The sequence below is a fragment of the Micromonospora xinjiangensis genome, assembly GCF_056150165.1.
In genome coordinates this window covers 56,388-72,218 of record NZ_JAXCFO010000007.1, presented here as the reverse complement: position 1 = coordinate 72,218, position 15,831 = coordinate 56,388, and the positions used below count along the sequence as shown (strand labels likewise).

The 15,831-nt window shown below is 71.7% G+C and carries 17 protein-coding genes; 9 read left to right on the top strand and 8 right to left on the bottom strand.

Translation table 11 applies throughout. The annotated features are described in order from the left end of the window. Positions 1-8: 8 nt before the first annotated feature. On the top strand, positions 9-737 hold the full coding sequence (locus SM573_RS24085; protein WP_474617140.1) for an SDR family NAD(P)-dependent oxidoreductase: 729 nt from the start codon (positions 9-11) through the stop codon (positions 735-737). Positions 738-845: 108 nt separating this feature from the next. Here the strand turns inward: SM573_RS24085 and SM573_RS24080 are convergent, their stop codons facing one another. Next, entirely contained in the window at positions 846-971 is a 126-nt protein-coding gene (locus SM573_RS24080) for an MFS transporter small subunit (RefSeq protein WP_474609579.1), read from the bottom strand. Next, the gene (locus SM573_RS24075; RefSeq protein ID WP_474609580.1) at positions 968-2,383 is read right to left on the bottom strand and encodes an OFA family MFS transporter; all 1,416 of its coding nucleotides are present in this window, start codon (positions 2,381-2,383) and stop codon (positions 968-970) included. The genes SM573_RS24080 and SM573_RS24075 overlap by 4 nt, the downstream gene beginning before the upstream one ends. A gap of 158 nt (positions 2,384-2,541) precedes the next feature. Between SM573_RS24075 and SM573_RS24070 the strand changes: the two genes are divergently transcribed. Beyond that, positions 2,542-3,294 (top strand): class I SAM-dependent methyltransferase, encoded by a 753-nt coding sequence (locus SM573_RS24070; RefSeq protein ID WP_474609581.1) that lies wholly within the window; start codon positions 2,542-2,544, stop codon positions 3,292-3,294. Positions 3,295-3,328: 34 nt separating this feature from the next. Next, positions 3,329-4,978 (top strand): beta-N-acetylhexosaminidase, encoded by a 1,650-nt coding sequence (locus tag SM573_RS24065; RefSeq protein ID WP_474617139.1) that lies wholly within the window; start codon positions 3,329-3,331, stop codon positions 4,976-4,978. Between the two features lie 57 nt (positions 4,979-5,035). Here SM573_RS24065 and SM573_RS24060 read toward each other — a convergent pair whose 3' ends face one another. Then, a complete protein-coding gene (locus SM573_RS24060) occupies positions 5,036-5,902 on the bottom strand; it encodes an SDR family NAD(P)-dependent oxidoreductase (protein WP_474609583.1) in 867 nt (288 codons plus the stop codon). A 58-nt stretch (positions 5,903-5,960) separates the two neighbouring features. On the opposite strand from SM573_RS24060, the gene SM573_RS24055 reads away from it, so the two are divergent. The 4 genes from SM573_RS24055 (at position 5,961) to SM573_RS24040 (ending at position 10,041) form a co-directional block, all read left to right on the top strand. After that, positions 5,961-6,632 carry a TetR/AcrR family transcriptional regulator gene (locus tag SM573_RS24055; protein WP_474609584.1) on the top strand — a complete coding sequence of 224 codons (672 nt, stop codon included), beginning with the start codon at positions 5,961-5,963 and terminating at the stop codon, positions 6,630-6,632. 68 nt (positions 6,633-6,700) lie between these two features. Continuing rightward, positions 6,701-7,153, top strand: a complete 453-nt coding sequence (locus SM573_RS24050; RefSeq protein ID WP_474617138.1) for a helix-turn-helix transcriptional regulator — start codon at positions 6,701-6,703, stop codon at positions 7,151-7,153. A 5-nt stretch (positions 7,154-7,158) separates the two neighbouring features. Next, a complete protein-coding gene (locus SM573_RS24045; RefSeq protein WP_474609586.1) occupies positions 7,159-7,569 on the top strand; it encodes a VOC family protein in 411 nt (136 codons plus the stop codon). A gap of 78 nt (positions 7,570-7,647) precedes the next feature. Further along, the gene (locus SM573_RS24040) at positions 7,648-10,041 is read left to right on the top strand and encodes an ATP-binding cassette domain-containing protein (protein WP_474617137.1); all 2,394 of its coding nucleotides are present in this window, start codon (positions 7,648-7,650) and stop codon (positions 10,039-10,041) included. A 40-nt stretch (positions 10,042-10,081) separates the two neighbouring features. Here the strand turns inward: SM573_RS24040 and SM573_RS24035 are convergent, their stop codons facing one another. After that, positions 10,082-10,558 (bottom strand): MarR family winged helix-turn-helix transcriptional regulator, encoded by a 477-nt coding sequence (locus SM573_RS24035; protein WP_474609588.1) that lies wholly within the window; start codon positions 10,556-10,558, stop codon positions 10,082-10,084. 104 nt (positions 10,559-10,662) lie between these two features. Here SM573_RS24035 and SM573_RS24030 point away from each other — a divergent pair, with 104 nt between their 5' ends. Beyond that, positions 10,663-11,223, top strand: coding sequence for an NADPH-dependent FMN reductase (locus SM573_RS24030; RefSeq protein WP_474617136.1), 561 nt, complete (start codon positions 10,663-10,665; stop codon positions 11,221-11,223). Positions 11,224-11,335: 112 nt separating this feature from the next. Here the strand turns inward: SM573_RS24030 and SM573_RS24025 are convergent, their stop codons facing one another. The 4 genes from SM573_RS24025 to SM573_RS24010 form a co-directional block, all read right to left on the bottom strand. After that, complete coding sequence (locus SM573_RS24025) at positions 11,336-11,794, bottom strand: carboxymuconolactone decarboxylase family protein (protein ID WP_474609590.1); 459 nt, start codon at positions 11,792-11,794, stop codon at positions 11,336-11,338. A 94-nt stretch (positions 11,795-11,888) separates the two neighbouring features. Next, positions 11,889-12,362 carry a cupin domain-containing protein gene (locus tag SM573_RS24020; RefSeq protein ID WP_474617201.1) on the bottom strand — a complete coding sequence of 158 codons (474 nt, stop codon included), beginning with the start codon at positions 12,360-12,362 and terminating at the stop codon, positions 11,889-11,891. A 247-nt stretch (positions 12,363-12,609) separates the two neighbouring features. Then, complete coding sequence (gene sigJ / locus SM573_RS24015; protein ID WP_474617135.1) at positions 12,610-13,524, bottom strand: RNA polymerase sigma factor SigJ; 915 nt, start codon at positions 13,522-13,524, stop codon at positions 12,610-12,612. A 430-nt stretch (positions 13,525-13,954) separates the two neighbouring features. Next, positions 13,955-15,073 carry an FAD-dependent oxidoreductase gene (locus SM573_RS24010; protein WP_474617134.1) on the bottom strand — a complete coding sequence of 373 codons (1,119 nt, stop codon included), beginning with the start codon at positions 15,071-15,073 and terminating at the stop codon, positions 13,955-13,957. Between the two features lie 53 nt (positions 15,074-15,126). On the opposite strand from SM573_RS24010, the gene SM573_RS24005 reads away from it, so the two are divergent. After that, positions 15,127-15,819 (top strand): TetR/AcrR family transcriptional regulator, encoded by a 693-nt coding sequence (locus SM573_RS24005; protein ID WP_474609593.1) that lies wholly within the window; start codon positions 15,127-15,129, stop codon positions 15,817-15,819. Positions 15,820-15,831 lie beyond the last annotated feature (12 nt).

The following is a 15,831-nucleotide window of genomic DNA, read 5'->3' as shown; positions in this document are numbered from 1 at the left end:
GAGACGCGTTGAATCCGGTCACTGTCATCACCGGCGGCAGTCGCGGCATCGGCGCCGCCACCGCCCGCCGGCTCGCCCAGGCGGGCCACGACATCGCCCTCGGCTACCGCCGCGACCACGAGGCCGCCGCCGCGGTGCTCGCCGACATCCGCGCCGCCGGCCGGCGCGGTGTCGCCGTGCCCGCCGAGACGACCGACCCCGAGCGGGTCGGGGCGCTCTTCGACGCCGCCGCCGACCTCGGGGAGATCACCGGCCTGGTCAACAACGCGGGCGTGACCAGCCCAATCGGCCCCTTCGTCGAGCTGGATCCGGCCGACCTGCGCCGTGTGGTGGACGTGAACCTCGTGGGCTACGTGCTCTGCGCACAGCAGGCCGCCCGGCGGATGGCCTCCGGCGGCGCCATCGTCAACGTCTCCTCCGCCGCCGCGACCCTCGGCAGCCCCGGCGAGTACATCCACTACGCCGCCGTGAAGGCGGGCACCGACACGCTCACCGTCGGCCTGGCCAAGGAGCTCGCCCCCCGGGGGATCCGGGTCAACGCCGTCGCCCCGGGCATCATCCGCACCGACATCCACGCCGTGTCCGGCATGCCCGACCGGCCCGACACCGCGGCCGGTCGCATCCCGCTGGGCCGCGCCGGGGAACCCGACGAGGTCGCCGGTGCCATCGCCTGGCTGCTCGGCCCCGACGCCTCGTACACCACCGGCGCCGTGCTGCGCGTCGCCGGCGGCCTCTGACCGGGCCGTGGTGGGCGGCCGCCGGCCTCCGCCGCACGGGTTTCCGGCGGGCGCCCGGCTTCGCGCGTCGACCGGCGGCCCGGGCGCGACCCCGGGCCGCCGCCGCGCTCAACTCGTGAACAGCTTCGCGGCCGTGACGACCGTCTGCGCCACCCCGTAGCCGAGCAGCGCCGACACCACCAGCCAGGAGACCCACAACCGGGCCCGTTGGCCGCGGGGGTTGACCTCGTTCATCGCGTACCGCTCCTCTCCACCGTCGTTGCCGCGTCCCGCTCCGGGTCACGCACCGTGCGTTCGTGGAACCGCTGCGGCACCGGCCGGATCAGCAGGTTGGCGACGAACCCCACCGCCAGCACCCCGACCATCGTGAACAGCGCCGGCCGGTACGCCGAGGCGGTCAACGTCCCCGGCTCGCCCTGCGCGTCGAGGAACCCGTTGACGATCAGCGGACCGGCGATGCCCGCCGCCGACCAGGCCGTGAGCAGCCGCCCGTGGATGGCGCCCACCTGGTAGGTGCCGAACAGGTCGCGCAGGTACGCCGGCACCGTGGCGAACCCGCCACCGTAGAAGGACAGGATGACGCACGCCAGCAGCACGAACAGCGCGGTGGCGGCGTGCCCCACGAGCGCCAGCAGCGCGTACGTCACCATGCCCACACCGAGGTAGAGCAGGTAGATCGGCCGGCGCCCGATGACGTCCGACGTGGACGACCACACGAACCGACCGGCCATGTTGAACAGGGACAGCAGGCCGACGAAACCGCCCGCCGCGGCCACCGACACCGTCGAGACGCCGCCGTCGCGGAAGAAGTCCTGGATCATCGGGCTGGCCTGCTCCAGGATGCCGATCCCGGCGGTCACGTTGCAGAACAGCACCACCCACAGCAGCCAGAACGACCGGGTCTTCACCGCGTTCGCCGCCGACACGTTCGCCGTGGTGACCAGCGGCTTCGCCGCCACCCGGGCCGGGTCGAATCCGGCCGGGCGCCAGTCCGGGGCCGGGACGCGCACGTTGAACACCCCGAACATCATGATCAGGAAGTAGCCGACGCCGAGTGTCACGAACAGCCACACCAGGGCGCTTCCGGACGCCGTCGAGCCGGCGTTCGACGGGTCGTAGCCGGCGTCGTAGAGGGACAGCAGCTGGCGGGACAGGGGAGAGGCCACCATCGCCCCGCCGCCGAAACCCATGATCGCCAGGCCGGTCGCCAGGCCGGGCCGGTCCGGGAACCACTTGATCAGCGTGGAGACCGGGGAGATGTAGCCGATGCCCAGGCCGATGCCGCCCAGCAGCCCGTAGCCGAGGTACAGCAGCCACAGCTGCCGGGTGGCGATGCCCACCGCCCCGACCAGGAAGCCGGCCGCCCAGAAGCACGCCGAGACGAACATCGCCTTGCGCGGCCCGTTCGCCTCCACCCAGGTGCCCGCCACGGCGGCCGACAGACCCAGCATCACGATCGCGATGCTGAAGATGACCCCGATCGCGGTCTGGCTGGTGTCGAAGTGCGCGATGAGGGAGTTCTTGTACACGCTCGTCGCGTAGACCTGTCCGATGCAGAGGTGGATCGCCAGCGCCGCGGGTGGTATCAGCCAACGGCTGTACCCCGGCGGCGCGACGGTGTGCCGACGATCTAGAGCGGAGAGCATGCCGCTGGTCCTTCCTCCAGGAGGCGGGTTCGCCTCCCTTCATCCCCCCGACGGCGGGCCGCGGGAAACCCGATCATCGCCGGGCGGTCGGTGCGGTGAGCCGAACGGTCGCACCGGCGACCATCGACCAGCCGGCGACACCGTGCCAGGATGAGGTCGTGACCCTCGTCTTCGGTGCGGTCGCCGACACCTACGACGACGTACGCCCGGGCTATCCCGACAGCGTCGCCGAGGCGATCCGCGACTACCACGGCGCGACCCCGGAGCACGTCGTCGAGATCGGCGCGGGCACCGGCATAGGCACCCGGTTGCTGCTGCGCCTCGACGCACCGATCACCTGTCTGGAGCCCGACCCCCGGATGGCGGCCCGGCTGACCGCGAACCTGCCCCGGGTGACCGTGCGCACCGAGACGTTCGAGCAGTGGCAGCCGCCCGCGGAAGGCGTACCCCTGATCGCCGCGGCCCTGGTCTGGCACTGGCTCGATCCCGCCACCCGCAACCGGCGTGCCCACGACGCCCTCGCCCCCGGCGGCACCCTGGCCGTGTTCGGCCACACGTACGGGTACGCCGACCCCGGCCAGTCCCGGGCCGTCGACGCCGCGCTGCGGGCGATCGACCCGGACGTGAAGGACCGGCCCGCCGGCTGGTTCCACCTCGACATCAGCGCCAGCGGCCTGTTCACCGACGTGCGCGCCGAGACGGTCGACCGGGACATCACCCTGTCCACCGACCGCTACCTCGACCTGGTGCGCACCTTCGGCCCGTTCCGTCAGCACACCGCCGACCAACAGGCGCGGGCGCTGGCCGCGGTCCGCTCCCTGGTCGACGGCTTCGGCGGCAGCATCGTCCTGCGGCTGCGCACCAGCCTGGTGCTGGCTCGCCGCCCCGCCGGGACGACCGAGCGACGATAAGGAAGGTTTACAGTCCGGGCGGGTCACCGGTAGCGTGCGAATCGGATCGATCACCACCGATCACGACGAGCACCTGGAGGTGTCCGTGCGTCGCCGCCACACCCTCACCCGGCTGGTCGCCGCAGCCGCGCTCACCCTGCCACTGGCCGTTCCCGCGAGCGCCGCGGCTGCCGCGCCGGCCGCGGCGCCCACCCGGCAGCTCACCGACGTGATCCCCGCGCCGGTGGAGACCCGCCCCGACGCCCGGGGCACGTTCACCCTCGGCCCGCTGACCGTCATCCGCACCGCACCCGGCTCGACCGCCGCGTGGAAGGTGGGCCGGCAACTCGCCGACACCCTGCGCCCCGCCACCGGCTACCCGCTGCCCGTGCTGCCCGTCCCCGCCACCCCGCTGCCCGAGATCGCCCTGCTCCTCGGCGGCGCCGACCCCCGCGTCGGACAGCAGGGCTACCAGCTCGACGTCACCCGCCGCGGGGTGACCATCCGCGCCAACACCGCCGCCGGTCTCTTCGCCGGCACGCAGACCCTGCGCCAGCTCCTGCCCGCCCAGATCGAGGCCGGCACGCGGCAGCGGACCACCTGGACGGTGCCCGGCGGACGCGTCGTCGACTACCCGCGCTTCGCCTACCGCGGCGCGATGCTCGACCTGGCCCGGCACTTCCACACCGTCGACGAGATCAAGACGTACATCGACCTGATCAGTCAGTACAAGGTGAACCACCTGCACCTGCACCTGACCGACGACCAGGGCTGGCGCATCCAGATCGACTCCTGGCCGCGACTGACCACCGTGGGCGGCGGCCCCGGCACCGGTGTGGACGGCGTCGGCCCCGGATACCTCACCAAGGCCGACTACGCGGCGGTCGTCGCGTACGCGGCCGCCCGGCACATCACGGTCGTCCCCGAGATCGACATGCCGGGGCACACCAACGCCGCGCAGTCCACCTACGCCGAGCTGAACTGCGACGGGGTCGCGCCGCCGCCGCGCACCGACACGGCCGTCGGCTACAGCTCCCTCTGCATCGACGACGAGCTGACCTACCGGTTCGTCGAGGACGTCATCCGCGAGCTGGCCGCGATCACCCCCGGCCCGTACCTGCACATCGGCGGTGACGAGGCCCACGCGACCACCGACGAGGACTACGCCACCTTCATGCGCCGCGTCCTGCCGCTCGTCGCGAAGTACGGCAAGCGCGCCTTCGGCTGGAACGAGGTCATGCAGGTCGACCCGTCCACCGACGTCGTCGCGCAGTACTGGGGCACCGGCACCACCAACGCCGACCTGGCCGAGGCCGCGGCCCGCGGCAACAAGGTCGTGATGTCGCCGGCCAACAAGACGTACCTCGACATGAAGTACGACCCCAGCACCCCGCTGGGCCTGCGCTGGGCCGGCTACATCGAGGTGCGCGACGCCTACGACTGGGATCCCGCGACGCGGGTGACCGGCGTGGGGGAGGACGCGGTGCTCGGCGTGGAGGCGCCGCTGTGGTCGGAGACGCTGCGCAGCATCGACGACATCGAGTACATGGCCTTCCCGCGCCTGCCCGCGATCGCCGAGCTCGGCTGGTCCACGGCGGCCAGCCACGACTGGGAGTCGTTCCGGGCGCGCCTGGGCACGCAGGGGCCCCGCTGGCGCCTGCAGGAGGTCAACTTCTACCCGTCGGCGCAGGTGCCCTGGTCCTGACCGGGCCCGGGTCGCTGCGGGCCGCGCCGGCCCGCAGCGACCCGGCGGCGGATCGCCTCAGCTGCCCGCCGGCTGCTCCGGCGGGAAGTCCACCGGGTACGGCTCGGCGAAGTCGGCCGAGCGGCTGACCTGCTCCCACGCGCCGGCCTCGGCGATCTGCCGCCGCGAGTAGTCCAGCGCCGACGTCACCGCGTACGCGCCGATGGGCAGGTGCGAGGGCAGGTCACGACGGTCGGCCATGCGGACGAGGATCTCGGCGGCGCGCTTCGGGTCGCCCGCGGTCAGCAGCGGGTTGTTCTCCCGGCGCAGGCCCACCGTGTCCGCGTACTCCGGCGGGATGTCGTGTACCTGCATGGACGAGCCCGCCCAGTCGGTGGCGAAGCCGCTGGGCTCCACGACGAGGGTCCGGATGCCGAACGGCGCCGTCTCGGCGGCGAGCACCCGGGTGAAGCCGTCGACGGCGAACTTCGCCGCCTGGTACGAGCCCAGGCCGGGGCTGCCGCCGACCCGTCCGCCGATGGACGAGAACTGGATGATCAGGCCGCCGCCCTGCGCGCGCAGCACGGGCACCGCCGCCCTCGACACGTGGTAGACGCCCCAGAAGTTCGTCTCGAACTGGCGCCGAAAGTCCTCCTCGGTGCCGGTCTCCACCGGGGCGAGGTTCGCGTAGCCGGCGTTGTTGACGACCACGTCGAGGCGACCGAAGCGGTCCACCCCGCTCTCGACGGCGGCCGCGACGGCGGCCTGCTGGGACACGTCGAGGGCCACCGGCAGGATCCGCTGGCCGTACTGCTCGACGAGGTCGGAGAGCTGCTCGGGGGTGCGGGCGGTGGCCACGACCTGGTCGCCGGCCTCCAGAGCGGCCGTGGTGAGGGCGCGGCCGAAGCCACGGGACGAGCCCGTGATGAACCATGTCTTCGTCATGCACCTAGCAAAACACTGTTTCGTTAATATCGCAACGGTGTTGTGTTAGTCTGGGTGTGTGACGTCAGCTACCCCCCAGCAGCGAGCGCGCAGCGACCAGGCGAAGCAGCTGCGTGAGCGGGCCATCCTCGACGCCGCCCGCGCCCTCGGCGCCGCCCGCACCGTCCGCGAGGTCACCCTCACCGACATCGCCGCGGCGGTCGGCATGCACAAGTCCGCCATGCTGCGCTACTTCGAGACCCGGGAGCAGATCTTCCTGACCCTCACCGCGGAAGGGTGGCGCGAGTGGTCCGACGCCGTCCACGCGGCCCTCGACGCCCTCGACCCCGCCACTGCCGAGACCGCCGCGGCGGCCATCGCCGAGTCGCTGACCGACCGCCCGTTCTTCTGCGACCTGCTCTCCCAGGCCCCGTTGAACCTCGAACGCAACGTGTCACTCGACGCCGCCCACCGGTTCAAGAAGCTCGTGCTGAGCCGGGTCGACGCGATCGTCCACGACCTGCGCCGCCTCCTCGGCCTCACCGACCGCCAGGCCGTCGACGTCGTCGCCACCGCCACCGCCATGGCCGGGGCGCTCTGGCAGATGGCCGCGCCCGGCACGCAGCTGCGCACCCTCTACGAGACCCACCCGGAGCTGGCCCACGCCGCGGTCGACGTCGGCCCGCAACTCACCCGCATCCTGACCGCGCTGCTGACCGGCATGCGGGCCACGGCCGACACCACCAGCTGAGCGACCGTGCCACGCCCGGAGCGCGCGTGCGTGGGCAACTGTCGGCCCCATGTGGCACCATCCAGCACGTGACCAGCAGATCCGCCGAGGAGCAGCACCTGCGCGACCTCGCGCGGCTGCGCCGCGTCCGCGACCGCATCGACCGCGAGTACGCCAAACCGCTCGACGTCGAGGCGCTCGCCCGGGGCGTGAACATGTCCGCCGGGCACCTCAGCCGCCAGTTCCGCCAGGCCTACGGCGAGTCCCCCTACGCCTACCTCATGACCCGGCGCATCGAGCGGGCCATGGCCCTGCTGCGCCGCGGTGACCTCAGCGTCACCGATGTCTGTTTCGCGGTCGGCTGCTCGTCGCTGGGCACCTTCAGCACCCGCTTCACCGAGCTGGTCGGCGTCCCGCCCAGCACCTACCGCGCGCGGGCGGCGGCCGGCGCGAGCACGGAGATGCCGGCGTGCATGTCGAAGCGGGTGACCCGACCGATCAGGAATCGAGAAGCACCGGTCGCGCAGCCGCAACTAGCCTGACCGCCATGAACGTCACCATCCACTACGCCTTCCTCCCGCACACCGACGGGGACGCCGCGCTGGCCTTCTACCGCGACGCCCTCGGCTTCGAGCTGCGCAACGACGTCGGCTACGACGGCATGCGCTGGCTCACGGTCGGCCCGCCCGGCCAGCCGGGCACCTCCATCGTGCTGCACCCGCCGGCCGCCGATCCCAGCATCACCGACGACGAGCGCCGGACGATCCTCGAACTGATGGCCAAGGGCAACTACGGCGCCGTCACCCTGGCCACCGACGACCTCGACGGCCTCTTCGACAGGTTGCAGGCCAGCGGCGCCGACGTGGTCCAGGAGCCGACCGAGCAGCCGTACGGCGTGCGCGACTGCGCCTTCCGCGACCCCGCCGGCAACCTCGTCCGCATCAACGAGGTGCGCTGAGCGGCCCGCCCACCACGACGACCCGACACCGACCCGACGCCGGCCGGACCCCGGCGCAGGACGACAGATGGAGAGACGATGAGCACGGCCACGAGGACCGACCCGCAGTCGCCCGCGCCCCACGCCGCCGACAGCCACGACCTGATCCGGGTGCACGGCGCGCGCGTCAACAACCTCAAGGACGTCAGCGTCGAGATCCCCAAACGCCGCCTGACCGTGTTCACCGGCGTCTCCGGCTCCGGCAAGAGTTCCCTGGTGTTCGGCACGATCGCCGCGGAGTCCCAGCGGATGATCAACGAGACCTACAGCGCCTTCGTGCAGGGCTTCATGCCGACGTTGGCCCGGCCCGAGGTCGACCTGCTCGACGGGCTCACGACGGCGATCATCGTCGACCAGGAGCGGATGGGCTCCAACCCCCGTTCCACCGTCGGGACCGCCACCGACGCCAACGCCATGCTGCGCATCCTCTTCAGCCGGCTGGGCACGCCGCACATCGGCTCACCCAACGCCTACTCGTTCAACGTCCCCTCGGTGAAGGCCAGCGGGGCGATCACCGTCGAGCGCGGCGCCGGCAAGACGAAGACCGAGAAGGCCACCTTCACCCGCCTCGGCGGCATGTGCCCCCGCTGCGAGGGCATGGGCTCGGTCAACGACTTCGACCTGTCGGCGCTCTACGACGACACCAAGTCGCTCAGCGAGGGCGCCCTCACCGTCCCCGGCTACAGCATGGACGGCTGGTACGGGCGCATCTTCAGCGGCAGCGGCTACTTCGACATGGACAAGCCGATCGGCAAGTACACGAAGAAGGAGCTGCACGACCTCCTCTACCGGGAGCCGACCAAGATCAAGGTCGATGGCATCAACCTCACGTACGAGGGCCTCATCCCCAAGATCCAGAAGTCGATGCTCAGCAAGGACGTCGACGCCATGCAGCCCCACATCCGCGCCTTCGTGGAACGGGCCATCACCTTCACGACCTGCCCCGAGTGCGACGGCACCCGGCTGACCAAGGAGGCGCGCTCCTCCAGGATCAACGGCAAGAACATCGCCGACCTGTGCGCCATGCAGATCACCGACCTCGCCGACTGGGTCCGCAAGCTCGACGAACCGACCGTGGCCCCACTGCTTACCGGGCTGCAACGCCTCCTCGACTCCTTCACCGAGATCGGGCTCGGCTACCTCTCCCTCGACCGGCCGGCGGGCACGCTGTCCGGGGGAGAGGCGCAGCGCACCAAGATGATCCGCCACCTCGGCTCCTCCCTCACCGACGTCACCTACGTCTTCGACGAGCCCACCATCGGCCTGCACCCGCACGACATTCAGCGGATGAACAACCTGCTGCTGCGGCTGCGCGACAAGGGCAACACCGTCCTGGTCGTCGAACACAAGCCCGAGACCATCGCCATCGCCGACCACATCGTCGACCTCGGCCCCGGCGCGGGCACCGGCGGCGGCACCATCTGCTTCGAGGGCACCCTCGACGGCCTGCGGGCGAGCGACACGATCACCGGCCGTCACCTCGACGACCGGGCGGCCCTCAAGACATCCGTTCGCGCCCCCTCCGGCGCGCTCCAGGTCCGCGGCGCCACCACCCACAACCTCCGCGACGTCGACGTCGACATCCCCCTCGGCGTCCTGTGCGTGTTCACCGGCGTCGCCGGCTCCGGCAAGAGCTCCCTCATCCACGGTTCGGTGGCCGGCCGCGACGGCGTCGTGGTCGTCGACCAGAGCCCCATCCGCGGCTCCCGGCGCAGCAACCCCGCGACCTACACCGGCCTGCTCGACCCGATCCGCAAGGCCTTCGCGAAGGCCAACGGCGTCAAGCCCGCCCTGTTCAGCGCCAACTCCGAGGGCGCCTGCCCCGCCTGCAACGGCGCCGGCGTCATCTACACCGACCTGGGCGTGATGGCCACCGTCGAGTCCACCTGCGAGGAGTGCGAGGGCAAGCGGTTCCAGGCCTCCGTGCTGGAATACACCCTCGGCGGTCGCGACATCGCCGAGGTGCTCGCGATGTCCGTCTCCGAGGCCGAGGAGTTCTTCGCCGCCGGCGACGCCCGCACCCCGGCGGCACACGCCATCCTCGACCGGCTCGCCGACGTCGGGCTCGGCTACCTCACCCTCGGCCAGCCGCTCACCACCCTCTCCGGCGGCGAACGCCAGCGACTCAAGCTCGCCACCCACATGGCCGAGAAGGGCGGCATCTACGTCCTCGACGAGCCCACCACCGGCCTGCACCTCGCCGACGTCCAGCAACTGCTCGGCCTGCTCGACCGGCTCGTCGACTCCGGCAAGTCCGTCCTCGTCATCGAGCACCACCAGGCGGTCATGGCACACGCCGACTGGATCATCGACCTGGGCCCGGGCGCGGGCCACGACGGCGGCCGGATCGTCTTCGAGGGCGCACCGGCCGACCTGGTGGCCGCCCGAGCCACTCTCACCGGCGAGCACCTCGCCGCCTACGTGGGCGCCTGACCCGCCGTGACGGAGCCACCCGCTCGACGGGTGGCTCCCGTCACGTGGCGATCCTCCGGAACGCCGCCGCCACCTTCCTGAGGTCCAGCCCGGCGAGGTGGTCCAGGAAGTGCCGGCGGGTGGCGGCCAGGTTGGTGGGCCAGGCCTGCTCCAGGCGGGTGAGACCCGCGTCGGTGAGCACGGCGTTCCAGCCGCGGGCGTCCTCCTCGCTCCGGACCCGCCGCACGAGGCCCTGCGACTCCAGCTTCTGCACCACCCGGCTCATGCCGCTGAGCGACATGTCACACGCCGTGGCGAGCTCGCTCATCCGCAGATGCCGCCCGGGAGCCTCGGAGAGGTTCATCAGGGCGAGGTACTCGATGAGGGGCAGGCCCTGCTCGCGCATCATGTCGGCGTCGACGGCGCGGGGGAGCGCGTAGATCACGCGCGTGAGCGCCCGGACGACGGCCTCTTCGTCCGGGTTGAGCGGTTGTGCCGTTTTGGGAGTCGATGCCGGTTCCGGTGTGACGCTGGACATGACACCAGTGTACTTGCTTGACGAAGCAATTTCTGCCGGTACCTTTGCTTCGTCAAGCAAGGACATCCGCCAACGAGGGTGTCCGACGCGAAGAGGAGTGGAAGATGACCAGGATCGGAATCATCCTCGGCAGCACCCGCCCGGGCCGCAACGGCGCCGCCGTGGCCCAGTGGGTGTACGAGGTCGCCAAGCAGCGCACCGACGTCGAGTTCGAACTCGTCGACCTGCTCGACTACAAGCTGCCGCACCTCGACGAGATCTACCCGCCGTCGATGGGGCAGTACCAGCAGGCGCACACCCTCGAATGGGCCAACAAGATCGCGTCCTTCGACGGGTACGTCATCGTCACCCCGGAGTACAACCACTCGACCTCCGGCGCGCTCAAGAACGCCATCGACTTCCTCTACAACGAGTGGAACAACAAGGCGGTCGGCTTCGTCAGCTACGGCTCCGTCGGCGGCACCCGGGCCGTCGAGCACCTGCGCCTGATCGCCGCCGAGCTCCAGATGGCCGACGTGCGGGCCCAGGTGGCGCTCTCGCTCTTCACCGACTTCGAGAACTTCAGCGTCTTCAAGCCCAACGACTTCCAGCGGGACTCGCTCAACGCCACCCTCGACCAGGTCGTCGCCTGGAGCCGCGCGCTCGCGCCGCTGCGCGAGAACTGAGGCGGCACCGACACCACCGATCCGAAGGGGCGCGTGCTCGTACAGAGCCCGCGCCCCTTCGACGTCGACGGCGACCCGCGTGGACCGGACCCAGCCGGTGTCACCGTCGAGGTCAGTCGCCCACCCGGTACCGGCTGGTGATCGAGACTCGGTTGAAGGCGTTCATCACGGTCGCCAGCCAGGCGACCGCCGAGACCTGATCCGCGGTGAGCACGGCCGCCGCGGCGTCGTAGTCCTCGTCGCTGACGTGCCCGTCCGACACACCCGTGACCGCCTCGGTCAGGCGGAGGGCGGCGCGGTCGGTCTCGGAGAAGTAGTCACTCTCCTCCCAGGCCGGCAGCACCGCGATCCGGTCGGGGCTCTCGCCCTTCCTGAGGGCGTCGCGAGTGTGCATGCGCAGGCAGAACGCGCAGCCGTTGATCTGGGAGGCGCGGATGCGCAGCAGCTCGACCAGGAGCGGGTCGAGGCCCGCCGCGGCGGCGGCCTCGGTCACCTCCGACGACAGGGCGATGAGGGCCTTGTAGGCGGCCGGATGCTGCTCGCCGATGTTGACACGCTGATGTTCGGTCATGATTCCGTTGATCCGTTCGTGATCCGCGCCGCGCGTCCGCATGACGGCGCGCGGCGCGTGTCCGGGCAGGGGAGGGGATTCGGGCCGCGCCGGGCTACGGCTCCGGGTGCTCGACCTTGAGCTTGTCTCCGGTGGTCGAGACGAAGACGACCAGTAGCCGGGCCGGCTCGGTCCGGCTCGCGTTCTCGGTGAGCACGTGGTCGGCGCCCGGCTGCTCGACCCAGTTCTCGCCCTGGTGGTAGGTGGTCACCGGCTTGTCGTCGAGCTTGCTGCGCACCGTGCCCTCGAGCACGTAGGCGTACACGAACGCCTGCCCGTGCCTGTGCGGCGCGGCGCTCGCGTCGGGCGGAAGTTCGACGATCGCAGAGGTGAACGTCTTGCCCGTCACATTTGGCAGGGCCTGCTGGAGCAGCGGCTTGAGCGCCTCGGCAGGACGCCCCGATGCCGACGCCGACGCCGCAGCCGTGGTCGTGGCCGGCCCGTCGGCCCGGGCAGGCTGCTCCGAGGCCGAACAGGCCGTGGCCACGGTCAGCGTGGCAACCGCCAGGAGGCCGCCGGCGATCCGCATTCCGATCACGACGGATCTCCTGTCGCGGTGCGGCGGGTGGCTCCGTCGGGGACGTACCGGCAGGACCGGCAGCCCGATCCCACCCAGATGATGGCTTGCATAAGGGTCCTTACTGGGGAGGGGCGACTCGCGCAGGGCGCACACCCGCGCAGGTGCTACGGCCGATCCCACCTGCTCGCGCGTGTTCCTTCGCCGCCCGTTCGCGTTCTCATCAGGGAGACGAGGTGACCCCTCCGGGCGTGACAGCTCAGACGCGCGCGAGCTTGTCGGGGTTGAGGACCCGGCGGTACGCGGTGATCAGACCGCCGGTGATCTGCACCGTGTCGACGGAGTAGACCCGCCCCTGCCGGTGGAACACGAGGGCCAGCTCGCCGCCGACCTCGGCGAAGTCGATCCGGTCCGGGCGCCACCGGCGGCCCGTACGCACCATGACCTCCGCCACCCGCTCGCCACCGAGGATGAGCTTGCGCGCCGCGGAGGCCTTGCCACCACCGTCGGTGACGTAGACGGCGTCCGGGTGCAGGAGCCCGACCAGGCCGGCCAGGTCCCCGGCCTCGTAGGCGGCACGAAAGACCCTGAGGACACGTTCCCGCTCCGCCTTCGACGCCTGCGGCGCGGACTGCCTGGCGCTGGCCACCCGCCGTCGCGCCCGCGAGGCGAGCTGCCGGGCACCCGGCACGGAGACCGCCAGCACCTCGGCGATCCGGCCGAACTCGATACCGAAAACATCGTGCAGGACGAAGGCCACCCGCTCCGGTGGGCTCAACTCCTCCATGATCAACAGCATCGCCGAACTGACCGATTCGTCGACGAGGACCGGCTGCGACGCGTCCGGCCCGGTCAGCAGCGGCTCCGGCAGCCACGGCCCGACATAGGCCTCACGGCGGAACCGGGCGCTCTTGAGGATGTCGTACGACCGTCGCGCGGCCACCGTCACCAGCCAGGCCCGCAGATCCGCGACGTCCCGCAGATCCGCCCCGGCCGCCCGCAGCCAGACGTCCTGGGTCACGTCCTCGGCGTCGGCCACACTTCCCAGCAGCCGGTAGGCCACACCGAAGACCGCGGGGCGGTGGGTCTCCCATCCGGCGCCGAGCGGGTCCTCCTGCTCCGACAGTTCGGGCTCGGGCCAGTCACCCATGCAGATCGCAACCTCCTCCGGCACGCGGGAGCCAGCGTAGCCATCCGGACCGGGGGAGCCTCGACGGCGGCTCGCGGACGAGAGCCGGCCCTCTCACCGGCGATCCCGGGCAGCGCGGGGAGTGCCGGGTAACCGCTGCGGCCGGACGAGCCGGCCCTCGGGTGTGGCGGCGAGGCGCGCGCTTGCACACGTCGGGCATGACCGCGCGGGCGAACCCGCCGTCGATAACGGCTGCGCGGCCTCGGGGGCAGCGCGTACCGGAAGGCGACGGCACTGGGAGATGGCCCGGGTTATCGAGAATGCCTCGGACGCAGCGCTTCCCGCAGGTGACGCACCCGGCAGCCCAGATTCGATAATCTACATTATGTAAAGCTCACCGGATCGGGCCCTCCCTCGAGAGGGGGTCGGTCGGGTCGGTGGGCTCGGGACTGCCGGCGCGACCCGCCCCTCGCCCTCAGGCCTGCTGGACCTCGTCGAACAGGGCGAGCGCTTCGGCGGGGTCCGGGCTCACGAGGCGTTCCAGGCCGGCCAGAGTGATCTCCGCCCATCTGGCGGCCCGCGCCCACATGCGTTCCTCGAACGCGCGGACGGCCTCGTCCAGATCCTCCGGATCGGCGGCGACGCACTCGGCGAGTTCCGCGCCCTCCAGCATCGCGAGGTTCGCGCCGGCCCCCAAGGGAGGCATCAGGTGGGCGGCGTCGCCCAGCAGCGTCACCCCGGGAACGTGGGTCCAGGTGTGGGACGCGGGCAGGACGTACAGGGGCCGGCGGACGAAGGCGGCGCCGTGGCGCAGCAGGTCGAGGACGGGATCGGCCCACCCGTCGAACAGGGCCAGCAGCCTCGATCGCACGGCCTGCGCGTCGGCCGGGTCCAGGGTCGCGTGCCAGTCCAGCGGGGCGCGGAACTGGGCGTACACCTTGACGTGGCCGCCGCTGTTGCGCTGGGCGACGAGGGCCCGGTTCGCGCCGTACACGGCCACGGAACCGTCGCCGATCAACCGGGCGAGGTCAGGGTGGCGGGTGTCGACGTCGTCGAGCGAGGTCTCGACCAGGGTGACACCGGTGTAGTTCGGCGTCACCGGCGAGACCGCCGGGCGAACCCGCGACCAGGCGCCGTCCACGCCCACCACGAGGTCGTACGTCTCCTGCCGCCCGTCGGCGAAGTGGACCAGGACGCCGGCCCCGGTGCCCGGCGCCACCTGTGTCACGCCCCGCCCCCACCGGACGTCGAGCGGGCCGAGCAGCAGGTCACGAAGCTGCCCGCGGTCGATCTCGGGGTTGGCCCGGTCCTCCGGACGGGGCCGCCAGTCGCGCAGGACGGTCCCGTCGGTGTCCAGGATGCGCATCGCCTGCCCCTCGGGACGGGACAGCGCCCGGAACTCCGCCAGCAGCCCCGCCTTCTCCAGTGCGCGCTGGCCCAGCCCTTCGTGCAGGTCGAGCGTGCCGCCCGGTGGTCGGGCGTCGGGGGCGGAATCGCGTTCGAGGACGGCGACGGGGTGACCGTGGCGGTGCAGGACGCGGGCGAAGGTGAGGCCCGCGGGCCCGGCCCCGACCACGGCGATACGGCGTCTCATGTCGATACACCGTATTGCCGCGTTACACCGCATCGCAACAGTACGGTGTCACCATGACCGTGTGGGACCGGCCGGAGCCGCCGACTCGCCCCGTGCCGCTCGATCGGGAGCGGATCGTTGCCGCCGCCATCGCGCTCGCCGACGAGGGCGGGCTGGAGGCGGTGTCGTTGCGCAAGGTGGCCGCCCGGCTGGACGCCGGCCCGATGCGGCTGTACGGGTACATCTCCACCAAGGAGGAGCTGTTCGACCTCATGGTGGACGAGGTCCACGCCGAGATCCTCCCCGAGGAGCGGCCCGGCGAGTGGCGGGAGGCGCTACGCGTCCTCGCCCATCGCACCAGGCAGTCCGCTCTCCGGCACGAGTGGCTGGCCGACCTGCTCGGCGGCCGCCCCACCCTGGGTCCGAACGGGCTCGCGGTGACCGAGGCGACGCTGGCCGCGCTCGACGGTCTCGCCGACCTCGACACCGTCATGCGCGCGGTGGAGGTTGTCAGCGCCTACTACATCGGCGCGATCAGGCGGGAGATCGCGCACCTGCGGGCCGAGCGCGCCACGGGACTGTCCGAGCGCGACTGGCAGCGCGCCTCCGGCCCCCACGTGACGAGGATGTTGGCCACGGGGCGCTTCCCGGCGCTGCGCAGGGTCGTGTACGACGGCACGGACGTGGACCCCGAGGCATCCTTCGCGACCGGCCTGGAGTGGATCCTCGACACCGTGGCCGCCAGACTCACCCGGCCGCCGGCCTGACGTGCGGCCCGT

What these genes read in the sequence shown, in the direction of transcription:
- SM573_RS24080 (WP_474609579.1), bottom strand. Translation starts at nt 971, where the DNA reads ATGAACGAGGTCAACCCCCGCGGCCAACGGGCCCGGTTGTGGGTCTCC.
- SM573_RS24005 (WP_474609593.1), top strand. Translation starts at nt 15,127, where the DNA reads ATGACCGTGTGGGACCGGCCGGAGCCGCCGACTCGCCCCGTGCCGCTC.
- SM573_RS24040 (WP_474617137.1), top strand. Translation starts at nt 7,648, where the DNA reads ATGAGCACGGCCACGAGGACCGACCCGCAGTCGCCCGCGCCCCACGCC.
- SM573_RS24025 (WP_474609590.1), bottom strand. Translation starts at nt 11,794, where the DNA reads ATGACCGAACATCAGCGTGTCAACATCGGCGAGCAGCATCCGGCCGCC.
- SM573_RS24045 (WP_474609586.1), top strand. Translation starts at nt 7,159, where the DNA reads ATGAACGTCACCATCCACTACGCCTTCCTCCCGCACACCGACGGGGAC.
- SM573_RS24030 (WP_474617136.1), top strand. Translation starts at nt 10,663, where the DNA reads ATGACCAGGATCGGAATCATCCTCGGCAGCACCCGCCCGGGCCGCAAC.
- SM573_RS24010 (WP_474617134.1), bottom strand. Translation starts at nt 15,073, where the DNA reads ATGAGACGCCGTATCGCCGTGGTCGGGGCCGGGCCCGCGGGCCTCACC.
- SM573_RS24020 (WP_474617201.1), bottom strand. Translation starts at nt 12,362, where the DNA reads ATGCGGATCGCCGGCGGCCTCCTGGCGGTTGCCACGCTGACCGTGGCC.
- SM573_RS24075 (WP_474609580.1), bottom strand. Translation starts at nt 2,383, where the DNA reads ATGCTCTCCGCTCTAGATCGTCGGCACACCGTCGCGCCGCCGGGGTAC.
- SM573_RS24035 (WP_474609588.1), bottom strand. Translation starts at nt 10,558, where the DNA reads ATGTCCAGCGTCACACCGGAACCGGCATCGACTCCCAAAACGGCACAA.
- SM573_RS24060 (WP_474609583.1), bottom strand. Translation starts at nt 5,902, where the DNA reads ATGACGAAGACATGGTTCATCACGGGCTCGTCCCGTGGCTTCGGCCGC.